16 protein-coding genes and 1 tRNA gene are annotated in these 16,491 nt (G+C 64.2%); 10 read left to right on the top strand and 7 right to left on the bottom strand.

Annotated elements, in window-relative coordinates; translation table 11 throughout:
* Positions 1-66: 66 nt before the first annotated feature.
* From IAG25_RS24405 to IAG25_RS24395, 3 genes are all read right to left on the bottom strand, one after another.
* Positions 67-615 carry a type 1 glutamine amidotransferase domain-containing protein gene (locus IAG25_RS24405; protein ID WP_187607165.1) on the bottom strand — a complete coding sequence of 183 codons (549 nt, stop codon included), beginning with the start codon at positions 613-615 and terminating at the stop codon, positions 67-69.
* A 114-nt stretch (positions 616-729) separates the two neighbouring features.
* Positions 730-2,097 carry an MFS transporter gene (locus tag IAG25_RS24400; RefSeq protein WP_187607164.1) on the bottom strand — a complete coding sequence of 456 codons (1,368 nt, stop codon included), beginning with the start codon at positions 2,095-2,097 and terminating at the stop codon, positions 730-732.
* 100 nt (positions 2,098-2,197) lie between these two features.
* Positions 2,198-2,701 (bottom strand): YbhB/YbcL family Raf kinase inhibitor-like protein, encoded by a 504-nt coding sequence (locus IAG25_RS24395; protein WP_187607163.1) that lies wholly within the window; start codon positions 2,699-2,701, stop codon positions 2,198-2,200.
* A 326-nt stretch (positions 2,702-3,027) separates the two neighbouring features.
* Between IAG25_RS24395 and IAG25_RS24390 the strand changes: the two genes are divergently transcribed.
* Positions 3,028-4,506, top strand: a complete 1,479-nt coding sequence (locus tag IAG25_RS24390; protein WP_187607162.1) for a sensor domain-containing diguanylate cyclase — start codon at positions 3,028-3,030, stop codon at positions 4,504-4,506.
* Here the strand turns inward: IAG25_RS24390 and IAG25_RS24385 are convergent, their stop codons facing one another.
* The gene (locus tag IAG25_RS24385) at positions 4,507-4,902 is read right to left on the bottom strand and encodes a hypothetical protein (protein ID WP_238210153.1); all 396 of its coding nucleotides are present in this window, start codon (positions 4,900-4,902) and stop codon (positions 4,507-4,509) included.
* A 109-nt stretch (positions 4,903-5,011) separates the two neighbouring features.
* On the opposite strand from IAG25_RS24385, the gene IAG25_RS24380 reads away from it, so the two are divergent.
* Positions 5,012-5,713, top strand: coding sequence for a TetR/AcrR family transcriptional regulator (locus IAG25_RS24380; protein WP_375336538.1), 702 nt, complete (start codon positions 5,012-5,014; stop codon positions 5,711-5,713).
* Between the two features lie 72 nt (positions 5,714-5,785).
* Here IAG25_RS24380 and IAG25_RS24375 read toward each other — a convergent pair whose 3' ends face one another.
* On the bottom strand, positions 5,786-6,643 hold the full coding sequence (locus IAG25_RS24375) for a shikimate dehydrogenase (protein WP_187607160.1): 858 nt from the start codon (positions 6,641-6,643) through the stop codon (positions 5,786-5,788).
* 254 nt (positions 6,644-6,897) lie between these two features.
* Here IAG25_RS24375 and IAG25_RS24370 point away from each other — a divergent pair, with 254 nt between their 5' ends.
* On the top strand, positions 6,898-8,802 hold the full coding sequence (locus IAG25_RS24370; protein ID WP_187607378.1) for a bifunctional sugar phosphate isomerase/epimerase/4-hydroxyphenylpyruvate dioxygenase family protein: 1,905 nt from the start codon (positions 6,898-6,900) through the stop codon (positions 8,800-8,802).
* Positions 8,803-8,862: 60 nt separating this feature from the next.
* On the top strand, positions 8,863-9,027 hold the full coding sequence (locus IAG25_RS24365) for a hypothetical protein (protein WP_187607159.1): 165 nt from the start codon (positions 8,863-8,865) through the stop codon (positions 9,025-9,027).
* A gap of 7 nt (positions 9,028-9,034) precedes the next feature.
* Here the strand turns inward: IAG25_RS24365 and IAG25_RS24360 are convergent, their stop codons facing one another.
* Entirely contained in the window at positions 9,035-9,340 is a 306-nt protein-coding gene (locus tag IAG25_RS24360) for a hypothetical protein (protein WP_238210160.1), read from the bottom strand.
* A 173-nt stretch (positions 9,341-9,513) separates the two neighbouring features.
* Between IAG25_RS24360 and IAG25_RS24355 the strand changes: the two genes are divergently transcribed.
* The 3 genes from IAG25_RS24355 to IAG25_RS24345 all read left to right on the top strand — a co-directional run bounded on the left by IAG25_RS24355 (position 9,514) and on the right by IAG25_RS24345 (position 11,260).
* Positions 9,514-9,588, top strand: a tRNA-Arg gene (locus IAG25_RS24355).
* Positions 9,589-9,725: 137 nt separating this feature from the next.
* Positions 9,726-10,523 (top strand): bestrophin-like domain, encoded by a 798-nt coding sequence (locus IAG25_RS24350; RefSeq protein ID WP_187607158.1) that lies wholly within the window; start codon positions 9,726-9,728, stop codon positions 10,521-10,523.
* Positions 10,523-11,260 (top strand): class I SAM-dependent methyltransferase, encoded by a 738-nt coding sequence (locus tag IAG25_RS24345; RefSeq protein ID WP_187607157.1) that lies wholly within the window; start codon positions 10,523-10,525, stop codon positions 11,258-11,260. Before IAG25_RS24350 ends, IAG25_RS24345 begins: the two co-directional genes overlap by 1 nt.
* 14 nt (positions 11,261-11,274) lie before the next feature.
* Here IAG25_RS24345 and IAG25_RS41520 read toward each other — a convergent pair whose 3' ends face one another.
* On the bottom strand, positions 11,275-11,457 hold the full coding sequence (locus IAG25_RS41520) for a rubredoxin (RefSeq protein WP_187607156.1): 183 nt from the start codon (positions 11,455-11,457) through the stop codon (positions 11,275-11,277).
* Between the two features lie 243 nt (positions 11,458-11,700).
* On the opposite strand from IAG25_RS41520, the gene IAG25_RS24335 reads away from it, so the two are divergent.
* The 3 genes from IAG25_RS24335 (at position 11,701) to IAG25_RS24325 (ending at position 16,457) form a co-directional block, all read left to right on the top strand.
* Positions 11,701-12,084, top strand: a complete 384-nt coding sequence (locus IAG25_RS24335) for a DUF4399 domain-containing protein (protein ID WP_371881110.1) — start codon at positions 11,701-11,703, stop codon at positions 12,082-12,084.
* A gap of 201 nt (positions 12,085-12,285) precedes the next feature.
* The gene (locus tag IAG25_RS24330; RefSeq protein WP_187607155.1) at positions 12,286-14,220 is read left to right on the top strand and encodes an ATP-binding cassette domain-containing protein; all 1,935 of its coding nucleotides are present in this window, start codon (positions 12,286-12,288) and stop codon (positions 14,218-14,220) included.
* A gap of 257 nt (positions 14,221-14,477) precedes the next feature.
* Entirely contained in the window at positions 14,478-16,457 is a 1,980-nt protein-coding gene (locus tag IAG25_RS24325; RefSeq protein ID WP_035506368.1) for a DNA topoisomerase IV subunit B, read from the top strand.
* The last annotated feature ends 34 nt before the right edge of the window (positions 16,458-16,491 follow it).

Below are 16,491 nucleotides of genomic sequence, written 5' to 3'. Positions count from 1 at the left end.
TTGCGGCCAGTGACAAAGTTAGTGAGATCAATAGTCTCGACATCGGCTTGGCTCCGGTGCGATGGTTCAGGCGCGCGCCTTTCCCAGCGCTTCGATCAGCGCCTTGTTGAATGCGGGCAGATCGTCGGGCTTGCGGCTCGTGATGAGATTGCCGTCGATCTGCACTTCCTGATCGACCCACGTACCGCCCGCGTTGCGAACATCGTCCTGAAGGCTCGGCCAGCTCGTCATCGTGCGGCCCGCGATGATGCCCGCCGAAATCGGCAGCCAGCCGCCGTGACAGATCACGGCGATCGGTTTCTTCGCCTGATCGGCTTCCTTCACGAAGCTTTGCGCTTTCGCATCGAGACGGATCGCGTCGCTGTTGACGACGCCGCCGGGCAGCACGAGCGCGTCGTAGTCGGCGGCGTTGGCGGCGTCGAAAGTGACATCGACATTCACTTTGTCGCCCTTGTCGACATGTTTGAAACCCTGGATCTGGCCGGGCTTCTGCGACACGACATCCACCTGCGCGCCGGCTTCCTTGAGCGCGCGTTGCGGCTCGACGAGTTCGGCCTGCTCGAAGCCGTCGACGGCAAGAATCGCGACCTTGCAACCGTTGAGGGAATTGCCCATGAACACACTCCTTAGTTGCTGTTTTCGAAGATTCCGCGTGGGCGAAATCCATTTTCGAAGATTCAGCAAAGGCTGTGCCCAGCGAGCTGTCGATGCCGCGAGAGAAAGGGCGAATCAGGCGGGCTCGATGCTGCGCTTGCCGGTGAGGCGCAGCACGCTGACCACGGCGGCGGCGGCCGCGAACGCCGCCGCGACCGCAATCGCGATCACCGGACCCTGCTTCGGCGCGACGCCGAAGATCAGCGCGACGAGCGCCGCGCCCAGCGTCTGCCCGGTGAGGCGCGCGGTGCCGAGCATCCCGCTTGCGCCACCGCTGCGATGACGCGGCGCGGCGGCGAGCATCTGTCGATTGTTGGGCGACTGGAAGAGGCCGAAGCCCAGCCCGCAGACGGCCATGCGCCACGCGATATCGAACGCGACCGGATGCGCGCCGACGCTCGCGAGCAGCACCAGCCCGACGGTCAGGATCGCGAGCCCGATGCCGCCAAGCAGCCCCGCCGGATAACGATCCGCGAGTACGCCCGCGAGCGGCGCGACGAACACGATGACGAGCGGCCACGGCGTCATCAGAAAGCCCGTCTCGACCTGACTCATGCCGAAATTGTTCTGCAGCAGGAACGGCAACGAAACGAACGCGAGCATCTGCGCGCAGAACGAACACACCGACGCGCCGACCGACAATGCAAACACCGGAATGCGCATCAGATCGACGGGCAGAAGCGGCGCGCTTTGGGTCAGTTGCCGCTTGACGAAGAAATAGCCGATGACCGCCGTCACGATGATCTCGCCGATCACATAGGGACGATGCTCGCCGTGCCCGAAGCCATCGACCGCTACGATCGCGAGGCCGAAGAACAGCGCGTTCATGATCGCGCTGATGTAGTCGTACGGCTGCCGATGTCCGGGCGTGCGCGGCATCGACTTCCAGCCGATCGCGAACGCCACGACGCCGATCGGCACGTTGATCGCGAAGAGCCACGGCCAGGTCGCAACGGAGAGCACGCCCGAGGCGACCGTCGGCCCGATCACCGACGAGATCGCGACGACCGTCGCATTGATGGACACGCCGCGCCCCAGCTGATCGTGCGGATAGATGATGCGCACGAGCGCCGTGTTCACGCTCATGATCCCCGCCGCGCCGAAGCCCTGCACGACGCGCGCGATGGTGAGCGCGACGAGCGAGCCCGACAGCGCGCACGCGAACGACGACACCGTGAAGAGCGCGAGCCCCGCCATATACACGCGCCGGTAGCCGATGCGGTCGCCGAGCGAGGCGAGCGGCAGGAGCGAGATGGTAATCGTGAGCTGATAGGCGTTGACGACCCAGATGGAGTCGGCGGGAGAGGCGTTCAGATTGCGCGCGATGGTCGGCAGCGCGACATTGGCGATGGCGCCGTCGAGCACCGCGAGCGTGATGCCGAGCGCGACGACGGCAATGGCCCAGTATCGCTGGGGCAGCGGCAGACCTTGGTCGGAATCCATCGATGGGCGGGCAGTGGCGAGCGGCGCATTGTAAGACGCGCCGTTTTCAAATGGCTTGTACGCCGGCGCGGCCGCACGGGTCCGCGCCACGTCCTGATGCTTACTTCAGCTCGTAAAGGCCGGTGTAGGTCGCCGAATCGATCTCGTTGAGGTGAGTCATGAAGCGCGCCACCGCGTTAGTCACGTTCCCGTCGAGCGGCAGGCTTTCAGCGGACAGCGCATGGATGCGGAAGATGTAGCGATGCGGCTTGTCGCCACGCGGCGGCGCCGCGCCGCCGAAACCGACCGTGCCGTAGTCGTTGCGAAGCTGTAGCGCGCCTTGCGGCAGCAGACTGCCGTCGGCCTTGCCGGCATTGCGCGGCAGCGAGCGCGCATCGGCCGGAATGTTGACGACGATCCAGTGCCAGAAGCCGCTGCCGGTGGGCGCGTCGGGATCGAAGACGGTGAGTGCGAGACTGCGCGTATCGGCGGGCGGATCTTCCCATTGCAGCGCCGGGGAAATGTTCTCGCCCGAACCGCCGAAGGCTTGCTGGTCGAATTCCTGCGCGTGCGTCATGAAACCGTTCGCCGGAAATTCGTCGGACCAGATGCGGAAATCAGCCATGAGAGTCGTGCCTCCTTCTTATAGCGATGTGGATGGATGCGGCACAGCGCATCGGACCGCGCGATGTCGCGCGCACATCCGAGCGGTGCAGCAAACGTGCCCGAGACTGCGCGGCATGGAACACGCGTGGAACGCGCGCGCGGCAAGGGCATGGCCAATCGAGTGTAGCATCCGCCCCTGATATCCGGCATGAGCGCGAACGCCACGGCGCGCATGCGCAAAACGGGCGATTCGGCCCCGGAAATACGGCGCGCGCTACAATAATGAGATGAATTCAGGCATCAACCAGGGACCATTTTGAGCCGGCGCGAGCCGAAAGGATGACCATGCCAAACGACCCGCGCCGCGCTGCCGGTCAATTCACGCCGGCGAGCGTGCCGGAGGACGATGCCGACATGTTCGACCTCGCGCCCGTGTCGCTCTGGCTCGAGGATTTCAGCGCCGTACGCGAGCAGTTCGAGCGCTGGCGCGCGGCGGGCGTCGCGGACCTGCGCGCGTTTCTCGCCGAGAATCCCGAACGCATCGCCGAATGCTCGTCGCGCATTCGCGTCGTGAAGGTCAATCAGCGCACGCTCTCGCTCTTCAAGGCGAGCGATGTCGATGATCTCGTGCAGAACCTCGATCGCGTGTTCCGCGACGACATGCTCACCACGCACATCGACGAACTGGAGCAGTTATGGTCCGGCAAGTCGCGCTTCGTGAGCCAGACGGTCAACTACACGCTCGACGGCAAGCGCCTCGACGTGCTGCTCAAGGCGGTTGTTCTGCCGGGCCACGAGGACACGTGGACGCGCGTGCTCGTCACCATCGAGGACATCACCGAACTCGAAGCGATGCGCCGCACGGCCGCCGCGAGCGAGCTCTATGCGCGCGGGCTCTTCGAGCATTCGCCGGTGTCGCTGTGGGTGGAAGACTTCAGTTCCGTGAAGTCGCTGCTGGACGATGTGCGCGAGCGCGGCATCGTCGACTTTCGCACGTTCACCAACGTACATCCGGAGTTCGTCGAGCGCTGCATGCAGGAGATTCACGTGCTCGACGTGAATCAGCACACGCTGCGCATGTTCGCCGCGCCGACCAAGGCGACGCTGCTCACGCGCCTGTCCGACGTGTTTCGCGACGACATGCAGCAGCACTTCCAGGAACAGTTGATCGATCTGTGGGACGGCAAGCTCTTCCATCAGCGCGAGGTGCTCAACTATTCGCTCGAAGGCAACGAGGTGCACGTGCATCTGCAGTTCTCGGTGTTTCCGGGACATGAGGCGCGCTGGGATCTCGTGCTCGTCGCGCTGACGGACATCACCGCGCGCAAGAAGGCCGAAGCGTATCTGGAATTCCTCGGCAAGCATGACGTGCTCACGAAGCTCAAGAACCGCTCGTTCTATATCGACGAGATCAATCGGCTCGAACGCAAGGGTCCGTTCCCGGTGACGGCGATCGCCGTCGATGTGAACGGGCTCAAGGGCGTCAACGACCAGCTCGGCCACGCCGCCGGCGACGCGCTGTTGCGCCGCGCGGGCGAAGTGCTCGCCAAGGCGGTGGAGAAGCCGTTCCAGGCGGCGCGCATCGGCGGCGACGAATTCATGATTCTTCTGCCGGGCACCGACGAACGCGGCGGCGACGCGGTGATCGAGAGCATTCGCCAGTTGCTCGAAGTGAACAACCAGTTCTATTCGGGCAATCCGCTTTCTTTCGCGATGGGCGCGGCCACCGCGCACGAGGGCGAGCGGCTCGAACCGATGCTGCAACGCGCCGACGCCGCGATGTACGCGGAAAAACGCGCGCACTACGACGGCAAGAGCGCGTGATTACTGCTGCGTGACTTCGTCGATGCCGCGATTGAGCGCCGGGCACGCCTCGCCGATCTGCTTCTGATACTCCGACGGATTGCTCGTCTTGAGCTTCTCGAAGCGATCGACGGTCGGTTGCGCCTGCGCGAGACCGAGCTTCCATTCGCCGTCGAAATCGGGTGCGTCGGGGTAGCTCGTATGGACGACGTCTTTAAAGCGCGCGACCTTCGCGGCATCGATATGACAGACATCCGCCGCGCCGCGCGCGATGTTCGCGCTCGTCATCACGCCTTCCGCGGCCATCAGTTGTTTCGACGACGGATGGCCCGGCGGCATCGCGGTCTGCGCCGTCGCGCAGAGACACCAGGTGGCCAGAATGGCGGGGGCCAGAAAGAGCGAACGCTTGATGCGCATATGATTTTCGGTTTGTCTGCGGGGTGAAAAAATTATAGGTGAAGCCCTCCGTATTGAGCGCCTGTTATGGCGAGGATGCGTCGAAAGCGCGTGCTAGAATCGATTTTCAATGCCGTTCTCAGACAGAAAAATGAAAAAAGGAAGCAAGGCCGCGACTGCTGCGCCCTCGTCGACTACGGAGCAAGGGCGGCGCAAGTACGACCCTGAGGAGACCAAGCGGAACATTCTCGACATCGCCACACAGGAGTTTTCGGCGATGGGCCTCGCGGGCGCGCGCGTCGACGCCATCGCGGAGCGCACCAACACCACGAAGCGCATGCTGTACTACTACTTCGGCAGCAAGGAAGGCTTGTACGAAGCGGTATTGGAGCAGGTCTACGGCGATATCCGCGCGCTCGAACAGGAATTGCAGCTCGCGGAAATGGAGCCGGAAGAAGCGCTGCGCGAATTCGTCGGTTTCACGTTCGACTATCACGACAAGCATCGCGATTTCGTGCGCCTCGTGACGATCGAAAACATTCACGGCGCGAAGTACATCGAACAATCGAAGACCTTCAAGGCGCGCAATTCGACGGTTGTTAAGACCATCGAGGATCTCATCGCACGCGGCGTCGAGGCGGGCAAGTTTCGCGACGACGTCGATCCGATCGACCTGCATCTGATGATCAGCTCGTTCTGCTTTCACCGCGTGGCGAACCGTCATACGTGGGGCGCCGCGTTCGGGCGCGACCCGTCGGGCACGCGTTCGCGGGCGCGTCATCGCGAGATGATCGTCGATGCGGTGTCGCGCTACATGCGGCGCGACGGCTGAGCTTTTCCTTGCGCGCATGGCAAAACGGCGGCACTCTCGCGAGGCCGCCGTTTTTTCGTGGCTATCGGCGTTTCAGCTTTCCAGCAAGGTCTGGAAATGCGCGAACATGCGCTCGGCATCCGGCTCGCGGCCGGTGAAGATGCGCAGCGCATCGACCGCCTGGCACACCGCCATGCCGCCGCCGCTCACCGTGCGGCAGCCGAGCGTCTTCGCCGCTTTCAGCAGCTCGGTTTCGAGCGGGAAATAGACGATCTCCGCGACCCACAATTCCTTGTGCAGATACTCCGCCGGCAGCGGCAGGCCGGGCAGCTTCGCCATGCCCGTCGGCGTCGCGTGGATGAGGCCGCTGGCGCTGGCGAGCGTTTCGCGCAGGTCGCCGCCGCTTTTCACGACGCGATCCGGGAAACGCGCCGCGAGTTCGGCGGCGAGCGAGGCGGCGCGTGCCGCGTCGGAATCGAACAGCGTGAGCTCGCGCGCGCCCATCGACAGGGCGGCATGCGCAACGGCCGCGCCCGCGCCGCCCGCACCGAGCTGCACCACGCGTTCGAGCGGCGCGCCGGGAAGGCCGCGCTGGAACGCGCGGGCGAAGCCCGAGCCGTCGGTGTTGTAGCCGATGCGCTTGCCGTCCTTCAGCACCACCGTGTTCACGGCGCCGAGCGCGCGGGCGTCGGGGTCGAGCTCATCGAGCAACGGGATCACGCTTTGCTTGCAGGGATACGTGATGTTCAGGCCGTCGTAGCCCATGCGCTCGGCGGCGACGAGCAGATCGGGCAGGGCGGACGGCTCCAGCGCGAGCGCCTGAAGGTCGATGCGCCGATACACATAGCTGAGCCCGAGGTTGCCGCCTTCCTTTTCGTGCATGGCGGGCGTGAGCGAGCCGGCGATGCCGGAACCGATCAGGCCGATGAGATACGAAGTCTTGTTGGTCATGCGAGCGCGCTCCGGCATGGATGAGCACTGCATGCTGCAGTGCGAGATTGAATAGGCCGCAGTGTGAACGCACGCGCGAGGCTTGTCGGTTCGTGTTTTCACTAATTTGTACGGTCTAGTTAGTTTGTTATTATCTCGCAGAATGACATGGATTGCGCGCGTCCGTCATGCGGACGGCCTACACTGGAAGGCACCGCTTTCGATCCATCCCGCGTTCAATGAATTGCAACGAGGAGGCAGCGATGCTGCGTTCAATCCGGACTTCCATCGCAACGGTATCCATCAGCGGCACGCTTCCCGAGAAGTTGCGGGCCATCAAGGCGGCCGGTTTCGATGGCGTCGAGATCTTCGAGAACGATCTGCTGTATTTCGACGGCACGCCCGCCGATGTGCGCCGCATGTGCGCCGATCTCGGCCTCGAGATCTACCTGTTTCAGCCGTTCCGCGATTTCGACGGCGTGAGCCCCGAGCGGCTCGCGAAAAACGTCGAGCGCGCGAAGCGCAAGTTCGAACTGATGCACGAACTCGGCACGGACCGCATTCTCGTGTGCAGCAACGTGTCGCCCGATACGATCCGCGACGACGCGTTGCTCGTCGATCAGCTCGGCGTGCTCGCGAAGATCGCGGCGGACGCCGGCGTGATCGTCGCGTACGAAGCGCTCGCGTGGGGCCGCTATGTGAACTCGTACAAGCACGCGTGGAAGCTCGTCGACGCGGTGAATCATCCGAATCTGGGCCTCGCGCTCGATACGTTCCACACGCTGTCGATCCGCGATTCGGTGGAAGAGATCGCATCGATTCCGGGCGATCGCATCGCGTTCGTGCAGATCGCCGACGCGCCCGTGCTCGCGATGGACGTGCTCGAATGGAGCCGTCACTATCGCTGCTTTCCGGGGCAGGGCGCGTTCGATGTCGCCGGCTTCACGGCGCGCGTGCTCGAAGCGGGCTACAAGGGTCCGCTGTCGCTCGAAATCTTCAACGATGGCTTTCGCGCCGCGCCGACCGCGATCACCGCGGCGGATGGCTATCGATCGCTGCGTTTCCTGGAAGAGCAGACGCGCGAACTGATGGTCTCGACGGGCAAGGACGTGCCGCCCGAACTCTTCAATCCGCCCGCGCCGCCCGAGCACATCGGCTTTCAGTTCCTCGAATTCGCCGTCGACGACTCCACGCGCGAGCAGCTTTCGCAATGGCTCGGCCGGCTCGGCTTCAGGCTCGCGGGCAAGCATCGTTCGAAGGATGTCGCGTTGTATCGGCACGGCGCGGGGTCGATCGTGCTCAACGCCGAAGCCGATTCGTTCGCGAGCGCGTTCTTTCAGAAGCACGGCTTGTCGCTGTGCGCGTCGGCCTTTCACGTCGACGACGCGAAGCAGGCGTTCGAGCGCGCCGCCGCGTACGGCTCGGCGCCGTTCTCGGGGCAAGTCGGCCCGAACGAGCGCGTGGTGCCGGGCGTGCAGTCGCCCGACGGCAGCCTCGACTATTTCGTCGACGAATCGCCCGGCGGCCCGACGCTGTGGGAGTCCGACTTCATCCTGACGGACATCGACGGACCGTACGAAGTGGGACCGCTTTCGCGCATCGATCACGTGTGCCTGTCGCTGCCCGCCGACGCGCTCGACACATGGGTGCTGTTCTTCAGAAGCGCGTTCGGCTTCGAGACCGAGGCCGCCGTGCTCGTGCCCGATCCGTACGGCCTCGTGCGCAGCCGCGCGGTGCGAAGCCGCGACGGCTCGGTGCGCATCGCGCTGAATGCGTCGGTCGATCGGTATACGGCGGTGTCGGAGTCGTTATCGACGTATCGCGGCTCGGGCCTGAACCATGTCGCGTTCAGCACGCCGGATATCTTCGATGCGATCCCGCGCCTCGAAGCCGACGGCGTCAAATTCCTGCGCATTCCGGGCAACTATTACGACGATCTCGTCGCGCGCTTCGGTCTGCCCGACGATCAGATCGACCAGATGCGCGAGCACAACATCCTCTACGACCGCGACGAGCGCGGCGGCGAGTTCTTCCACGCCTATACGGAGCAGCTCGATCAGCGCTTCTTCCTCGAAGTGATCGAGCGGCGCGGCGGCTACGACGGCTACGGCGCGGCCAACGCGGCGGTGCGGCTCGCGGCGCACGCGCAACAGCAGCAGCGCGCGCGTCAGGCGGCGTGAAGCGGGGCTAAGCGTGACCTAAAATCGATACATGGCGCCAGGGAAAAGCAGGAGGACGTCATGTGGGATTTTTCGAGCATTTTCGTCGGGCTCGCGTGCCTGGCGACGATCGTCATCGTGCTGCTCGCGCAGGACTGGCGCGATGAACATCGCAGGCGCGCGGCGGCGCGAGACCACGCGCAACGGCATCCGTTGCGCGAGTGGTGGCTGAGGCATCGGCATTGAAGCGCGTTCAGGCGCTTTGAGCTTTTCCGCCGCCGGCCGCGACGGCGGGCGGCTGCTCGTGTTCGCGCTCCGTTGCCTCGAATGCGTCGATATGCAGATACAGCCGATGCACGGTCTGAATCTGCGTGTGAGAGAGATGTGACTGACGCGTGATGGATGCGAGCCGCTCGCGCCAGTACGAAGGCGGCAGCAACGGCCCGCCTAGATCGCACGACAATGAACGACGCAGCACCATTTCGAGGTGCGTCAGGTCCTGGTCGGCCAGCAACGCCGAGAACGCGCCCTGCGGCTTGGTATCGGGGAATGGGTCCATTACTCCGATGGCGGCGCGGCTCAGCGAAACTTGATAGGTGCAAACCCTAGCCGGACGGTTTTTTCCGACGCGCGCCGCCGCTTTCGAATTTCTTCGCACCGACCCCGATGCCGCCGATAGCGTTTGCTATACTCTGCGCTCGCTTGCCGACGCTGTCGGCGACGCGCGGTCCACTCCCCGTAGTTCAATGGATAGAACGAGTGCCTCCTAAGCGCTAGATGCAGGTTCGATTCCTGCCGGGGGGACCACGATCCCACATGCCGCCCTCGCGGCCTTCTTGCCGCTGCCGCCGCGCTTCTTCTTCATCCGGTTCACATTGGACCGCGAGCGCTTTCCCGCCGATAATGCGACCACTCCGGCTCATGCCATCTCGGCTCGCGCGCTCATGACGGAAATCCAGTCCGCGGTGCTCGTCTTCATTCTTCTGCTGGCCAGCACGGGCCTGGGCGCGATCGTGCGGCCGCTGCTGCCCGAAGAGCACAAGGCGCAGGAGACGGTGCAACTCGTGCAATTGCTCGTCGGCATGCTGGTGACGTTCGCGGCGCTCGTGCTCGGCCTTTTGACGGCGTCGGCGAAAACCATCTTCGACACCACGAACAACGACATGCGCAGCTACGCAACCTCGATCATCGAACTCGATCGCGCCATGCGCGATTACGGCGCCGATCTCGATCACGCACGCGAACTCCTGCGCTCGTACACGGCGGGCGCGCTCGCGAGCACGTGGCCGAACGAGCCGCGCCCGCTTGGCGAATATCCGAACGTCGAGCCGTCAAAGAACACCGACAGCCTCGCGAACAACACGCTCGGCGCAATCTTGAGCAAGGCTCAGCGCGAAGTGCGCCTGCTCCGTCCGCACGATGACTATCATCGCCAGCTTGCCGCCGAAGCCGCCGCGCGCTTCGAGCAGCTCATCGCGCTGCGCTGGAAGCTGGTGGAGGAGGCGCACGGATCGATTTCGTATCCGTTCGACCGGATACTCGTCTGCTGGCTGCTCATCATCTTCCTGTGCTTCGGGCTGATCGCGCCGCGCAACGCGCTCTCGCTGGTGACGATCATGCTCGGCGCGCTGTCGATCGCATCGGCGGTGCTCGTGATCCTCGATCTCGATACGCCATTCACCGGCCCGATCATGGTCGGCAGCCAGCCGATGCGCGACGCCCTCGCGTACCAGAGCCGCTGATGCTCTACGACGATCCGCGCCTCGTCGCGCTATACGACGTCCTCAATCCGTTCGCGTCCGATACGACGTTCTATCTCGCGCTGGCCGAGTCGGCGGAACATGTCGTCGATCTGGGCTGCGGCACAGGCCTGCTCGCCTGCGAACTGGCGAAGCGCGGGCATCGCGTGACGGGCATCGATCCGTCGCCGCAGATGCTGCGTGTCGCGCGGGCGCGTCCCGAAGGCGACAAGGTGACGTGGATCGAAGGCGATGCGAGCGCGCTGCCGTTCGTCGGCATGGCGGATCTGCTCGTGATGACGGGCCACGTCGCACAGATATTTCTCGACGACGCGGCGTTGCTCGCGACGCTTAAGGCTGCGCGTCGCGCGATCCGGCCGGGCGGCGCGATCGCGTTCGAAAGCCGCAATCCGGCGGCGCGGGCGTGGGAAAACTGGACGCGCGAGCGCTCATCGAGATGCGTCGAAGCGCAGGACGGACGAACGGTGGAAGTGTGGCAGGAACTGCACGCGCAACCCGATCCTTCGACGACAGGCCACGCCGCGTTCACGACGTACTATCGCTTCACGTCGGCGCCCGAAGATACGCTGAGCGCCACGAGCGAACTACGCTTCCGCCCGCTCGACGCGCTCGCGAGCCTGCTGACCGATGCGGGTTTCGCGCGTATCGACTGGTATGGAGACTGGGATCGCGCGCCGGTGGACGAAACGAGCCGTGAGCTGATCGCGGTGGCGCGGTGAAACAGCAGTGAGTATCAGAACTCGACGACGACGAAATCCGCCTTGCCCACGTCGCACAGCGGGCAGCGCCAGTCGCCGGGGATGTCGCCGAAACGGGTGCCGGCGGGAATGCCTTCGTCCGGCAGACCTTCTTCCTCGTTATAGATCCAGCCGCAAATCAGGCAGACCCAGCTCTTGAATTCGATGACTTCGCTCACGACAGACTCTTGATTCGAAAGAAATAAACGGACCGCGTGCGCTCGAAGACGATGCGCGGCGCGGCGACCCGGCATCTTACAGGAATCGGCGCGATCGTCCCCGGTAGCACCGTCCGCAGGATGGTCCCGATTCCGCCGAACCGTAAGCCCGGTGTATGCTTTTTGGGTCTCCGGCGCCGCATTCGCGCCAGCGACCGGTTTCACAACATGGAGAAAACGATGAACAAAAAGGTCTTGGGTGCGATGCTGACGGGCGCGATCCTGCTCGCGCAATACGCCGGTGCGGCGCATGCGCAGGCGCGCGTCTATTTCATCGAGCCGAAGGATGGCGCAACCGTCACGAGCCCCGTGCACGTGAAGTTCGGCGTCGACGGCATGTCGATCGCGCCGGCGGGGACGATGACCGATGGCACCGGCCATCACCATCTGCTGATCGATGGCAAGGCGCTGCCGAAGGGCACCGTGATTCCGGCGAACGACACGTCGCTGCACTTCGGCAAGGGCCAGACCGAAGCCGATGTGAAGCTCCCGCCCGGCGATCACACGCTGACGATGCAGTTTGGCGACGGCGCGCATCGCTCATACGGGCCGGAAATGAGCCAGACCATCAAGGTGCATGTGAAGTAACGCGTTTTTCCGGCACGAGACAAGGGAAGGCCGCCACGGATCGAATCCGGGCGGCCTTGCTGTTTTTTGGGCTGCAAAGCCTCATCCGATCGGCCTAAGCCGCGTGCGTCGTGCGTTGTCGGGCGCGGCGCCCGGTACAATGGCCGCTTCCATCGGTCGTCGTGTTCGTCGCCGATTCTTCGCCATTCATCCGGTTTTCCCATGTCGCTTTATTCCATTTCGGACGCGCAGCTCGCGTTCGGCCACGTCGCATTGCTCGACCACGCCGACTTCTCGCTCGAAGCGGGCGAGCGTGTCGGGCTGATCGGCCGCAACGGCGCGGGCAAGTCGTCGCTCCTCAAGATCGTCGCGGGGCTCGCCGCGCCCGATGACGGCCTCGTCACGCGCCAGAGCGAGCTCACGACCGTCTATGTGCCGCAGGAGCCCGAGTTCGATCTCGACGCCTCCGTATTCGATGTCGTCGCGTCCGGGCTGACCGATGCGCGCGCACTGCTCGACGAGTACGACGCCGTTGCGCACGCCCTCGCCGATACGCCCGAAGGCGCGCAGCATGACGCGTTGCTCGCGCGCATGAACGCGTTGCAATCGGCGCTCGATTTGCGCGATGCGTGGAACTGGCGCACGCGTGTCGCAACGACGCTCGCGCAAATCGGCCTCGACGGCGACGCGCGCGCGGGCGACCTGTCCGGCGGCATGAAAAAGCGCGTGGCGCTGGCGCGCGCGCTCGTCGTGCAGCCCGACGTGCTGCTGCTCGACGAGCCGACCAACCATCTCGACTTCGACGGCATTCGCTGGCTCGAAGACCTGCTCGTCACGTTGCGCACCGGTTTGCTCTTCATCACGCACGATCGCGCGTTTCTCGATCGCGTGGCGACGCGCATCGTCGAACTGGATCGCGGACGTCTGCTCTCGTATCCGGGCAACTTCAGCGCGTATCAGACGAGAAAGGCGCAGCAGCTCGAAGTCGAAAAGATCGAGCAGGACAAGTTCGACAAGCTGCTCGCGCAAGAGGAAGTGTGGATTCGCAAGGGCGTCGAGGCGCGGCGCACGCGCAGCGTCGGGCGCATCGCGCGGCTCGTGGAAATGCGCAACGAGCGCGCCGAACGCCGCAATGTGCAGGGCAACGTGAAGCTCGATGTCGGGCAGGGCGAGAAGTCGGGCAAGATCGTCGCGGAACTGACCGATGTGACGAAGCGCTACGGCGAGCGCACGATCGTCGATCGCTTCACGGCCACCGTGATGCGCGGCGACAAGATCGGTCTCGTCGGCCCGAACGGCGCGGGCAAGACGACCTTGCTGAAACTCATTCTCGGCGAACTGCAGCCCGACGAAGGCCGCGTGCGTATCGGCACCAACATTCAGGTCGCGTACTTCGATCAGATGCGCGCGCAACTCGATCTCGACAAATCGCTCGCTGACACCATCAGCCCTGGCAGCGAATGGGTCGAAGTGAACGGCGTGAAGAAGCACGTGATGAGTTATCTCGGCGACTTCCTGTTCGCACCGGAACGCGCGCGTTCGCCGGTGCGCTCGCTCTCGGGCGGTGAGCGCAATCGCCTGTTGCTCGCGCGACTGTTCGCGCGTCCCGCGAACGTGCTCGTGCTCGACGAGCCGACCAACGACCTCGACATTCCCACGCTCGAACTGCTCGAAGAACTGCTCGCGGATTACGACGGCACCGTGTTGCTCGTGAGCCACGACCGCGCGTTTCTCGACAACGTGGTGACGTCCGTGTTCGCCGCGGAGGGCGGCGGCATGTGGCGCGAGTATGTCGGCGGCTTCTCCGACTGGCAGATTCAGCGCGAACGTTCGGAGCGCATCGCGGAAGACGCGGCGCGTCAGACCGCGAAGGAAGCGCCGAAGGACGACACACCGAAAGAAAGCGCCGCGGGCCGCAACGCACAGCGCACGGTCAAGCTGTCGTTCAAGGAACAGCGCGAACTGGAAGCGCTGCCGGGGCGTATCGCCGAGCTGGAGGAAGAGCAGAAGGCGATCGGCGCGCAACTCGAAGACGGTTCGATCTTCGCGAAGGACGCGAAGGAAGGTGCGCGTCTGTCGGAGCGCCACGCGGCGATTGAAGAAGAATTGCTCGTCGCGCTCGAACGCTGGGAAGAGCTGGAAGCGAAACGCAAGTAGGCGCGTTTTATCGGTCCGAGGTGGGCGCGGCGGGCGAAAACCGCTATTCTCCTAGCGCGGCTCGGATCGGCGGGCGGTTTTCCGTCTCCCGCACCGGCATCCGGCCAGGCATTTTCATCACGCATTCGCCGGCAGATCGGGCGTCACGTTGTGGCATTTTCCGCGAGAACGCCCGAGAGCCGGATCAACGTTCAACTATGTCCACGAAAAAATCCAGCGCAATGGCGACAGGCACTGAACGAGGCAAACGCCTCGTCATGAACGCCAAGGCAGCCGGCTACAGCGAAGCATCGATCAAGGTGCTCAAAGGCCTGGAGCCGGTCAAGCAGCGGCCCGGCATGTACACGCGGACCGAGAATCCGCTGCACATCATTCAGGAAGTGATCGACAACGCCTCCGACGAAGCGCTCGGCGGCTTCGGCAAGCAGATCATCGTCACGCTGCACAACGACAACTCCGTGTCCGTCGAAGACGATGGCCGCGGCATTCCGTTCGGCCTGCATCCGGAAGAAGGCGTGCCGGTCGTCGAAATCGTGTTCACGCGGCTGCATGCGGGCGGCAAATTCGATAAAGCGGCGGGCGGCGCCTATACGTTCTCCGGCGGTCTGCACGGCGTCGGCGTCTCGGTGACGAACGCGCTCGCGACGCGCCTCGAAGTAACGGTCTGGCGCGACAACAAGGTCGCGCAACTCGCGTTTTCCAACGGCGACGTCATCGAAGCACTCACGACGCGCGCAGCCGAGCGCGGCGCCAAGAAAAGCGGCACGCGCGTGCGTGCATGGCCGAATCCGAAATACTTCGATTCCGCCAATCTGCCGCTCGGCGAATTGCAGCGTCTCCTGCGCTCGAAGGCCGTGCTGCTGCCGGGCGTCGAAGTGGCGCTCGTCATCGAGAAGACGGGCGAGCGTCAGACGTGGAAGTATGAAGACGGCCTGCGCGGCTATCTGCTCGAAGGCATGGGCGGCAGCGATCTGCTGATTCCGCTGTTCGAAGGCGAGCGCTATGCGGAAAGCTCGAAGAACACCGAGGAAACCTTCGCGGAAGGCGAGGGTGCGTCGTGGGTCGTCGCGTGGAGCGAGGAAGGGCCGCTCTTGCGCGAGTCGTATGTGAACCTGATTCCGACGCCGGCGGGCGGCACGCACGAATCCGGCCTGCGCGACGGTCTTTTTCAGGCGGTGAAGAACTTCGTCGAGATTCATAACCTGCAGCCCAAGGGCGTGAAGCTGCTCGCGGAAGACGTGTTCGCGCGCGTGTCGTTCGTGCTGTCGGCGAAGGTGCTCGATCCGCAATTCCAAGGGCAGATCAAGGAACGTCTCAATAGCCGCGATGCGGTGAAGCTCGTGTCGTCGTTCTCGCGGCCCGCGCTTGAGTTGTGGCTGAATCAGCACGTCGAGTACGGCAAGAAGCTCGCGGAACTCGTGATCCGTCAGGCGCAGGCCCGCACGCGCGCCGGCCAGAAGATCGAGAAGAAGAAGAGCTCGGGCGTCGCCGTGTTGCCGGGCAAGCTGACCGATTGCGAATCGACGGACATCGCGCGCAACGAGCTTTTCCTCGTCGAGGGCGATTCGGCGGGCGGCTCCGCGAAGATGGGCCGCGACAAGGAGTTTCAGGCGATTCTGCCGTTGCGCGGCAAGGTGCTGAACACGTGGGAAACGGAGCGCGACCGCCTCTTCGCGAACAACGAAGTGCATGACATCGCGGTGGCGATCGGCGTGGATCCTCACGGTCCCGACGATCAGATCGATCTCACGAATCTGCGCTACGGCAAGATCTGCATCCTGTCGGACGCGGACGTCGACGGCGCGCACATTCAGGTGCTGCTGCTCACGCTCTTCTTCAAGCACTTCCCGCAACTGATCGAACGCGGCCATGTATGCGTCGCGCGTCCGCCGCTCTTTCGCGTCGATGCGCCCGCGCGCGGCAAGAAGCCCGCGCAGAAGCTCTACGCGCTCGACGAAGGCGAGCTCGAAGCCATCCTCGACAAGCTGCGCAAGGACGGCGTGCGGGAAACCGCGTGGACCATCAGCCGCTTCAAGGGTCTCGGCGAAATGAGCGCGGAGCAGCTCTGGGACACGACGATGAATCCCGACACGCGCCGTCTTCTGCCCGTTGGCCTCGGCGATCTCGGCTTCGATCTCACCGTCTCGCGCATGACGATGCTGATGGGCAAGGGCGAAGCGGCCTCGCGCCGTAGCTGGCTCGAAGAGAAGGGCAACGAAGTCGAAGCGGACATCTGAGCTCGACTCAGGCAACACACAACGGATATTGATA

This window comes from Caballeronia sp. EK, assembly GCF_014384845.1.
GTDB classification, from domain to species: domain Bacteria; phylum Pseudomonadota; class Gammaproteobacteria; order Burkholderiales; family Burkholderiaceae; genus Caballeronia; species Caballeronia jiangsuensis.
The sequence above is the reverse complement of the archived record's forward strand: the minus strand, read 5'-3'. Positions and strand labels throughout refer to the sequence as shown.

Coding starts and splice junctions, on each gene's coding strand:
- IAG25_RS24405 (WP_187607165.1), bottom strand. CDS start 615: ATGGGCAATTCCCTCAACGGTTGCAAGGTCGCGATTCTTGCCGTCGAC.
- IAG25_RS24330 (WP_187607155.1), top strand. CDS start 12,286: ATGTCGCTTTATTCCATTTCGGACGCGCAGCTCGCGTTCGGCCACGTC.
- IAG25_RS24395 (WP_187607163.1), bottom strand. CDS start 2,701: ATGGCTGATTTCCGCATCTGGTCCGACGAATTTCCGGCGAACGGTTTC.
- IAG25_RS24375 (WP_187607160.1), bottom strand. CDS start 6,643: ATGACCAACAAGACTTCGTATCTCATCGGCCTGATCGGTTCCGGCATC.
- IAG25_RS24390 (WP_187607162.1), top strand. CDS start 3,028: ATGCCAAACGACCCGCGCCGCGCTGCCGGTCAATTCACGCCGGCGAGC.
- IAG25_RS24400 (WP_187607164.1), bottom strand. CDS start 2,097: ATGGATTCCGACCAAGGTCTGCCGCTGCCCCAGCGATACTGGGCCATT.
- IAG25_RS24365 (WP_187607159.1), top strand. CDS start 8,863: ATGTGGGATTTTTCGAGCATTTTCGTCGGGCTCGCGTGCCTGGCGACG.
- IAG25_RS24335 (WP_371881110.1), top strand. CDS start 11,701: ATGCTGACGGGCGCGATCCTGCTCGCGCAATACGCCGGTGCGGCGCAT.
- IAG25_RS24360 (WP_238210160.1), bottom strand. CDS start 9,340: ATGGACCCATTCCCCGATACCAAGCCGCAGGGCGCGTTCTCGGCGTTG.
- IAG25_RS24350 (WP_187607158.1), top strand. CDS start 9,726: ATGACGGAAATCCAGTCCGCGGTGCTCGTCTTCATTCTTCTGCTGGCC.
- IAG25_RS24325 (WP_035506368.1), top strand. CDS start 14,478: ATGAACGCCAAGGCAGCCGGCTACAGCGAAGCATCGATCAAGGTGCTC.
- IAG25_RS24380 (WP_375336538.1), top strand. CDS start 5,012: ATGCCGTTCTCAGACAGAAAAATGAAAAAAGGAAGCAAGGCCGCGACT.
- IAG25_RS24385 (WP_238210153.1), bottom strand. CDS start 4,902: ATGCGCATCAAGCGTTCGCTCTTTCTGGCCCCCGCCATTCTGGCCACC.
- IAG25_RS24345 (WP_187607157.1), top strand. CDS start 10,523: ATGCTCTACGACGATCCGCGCCTCGTCGCGCTATACGACGTCCTCAAT.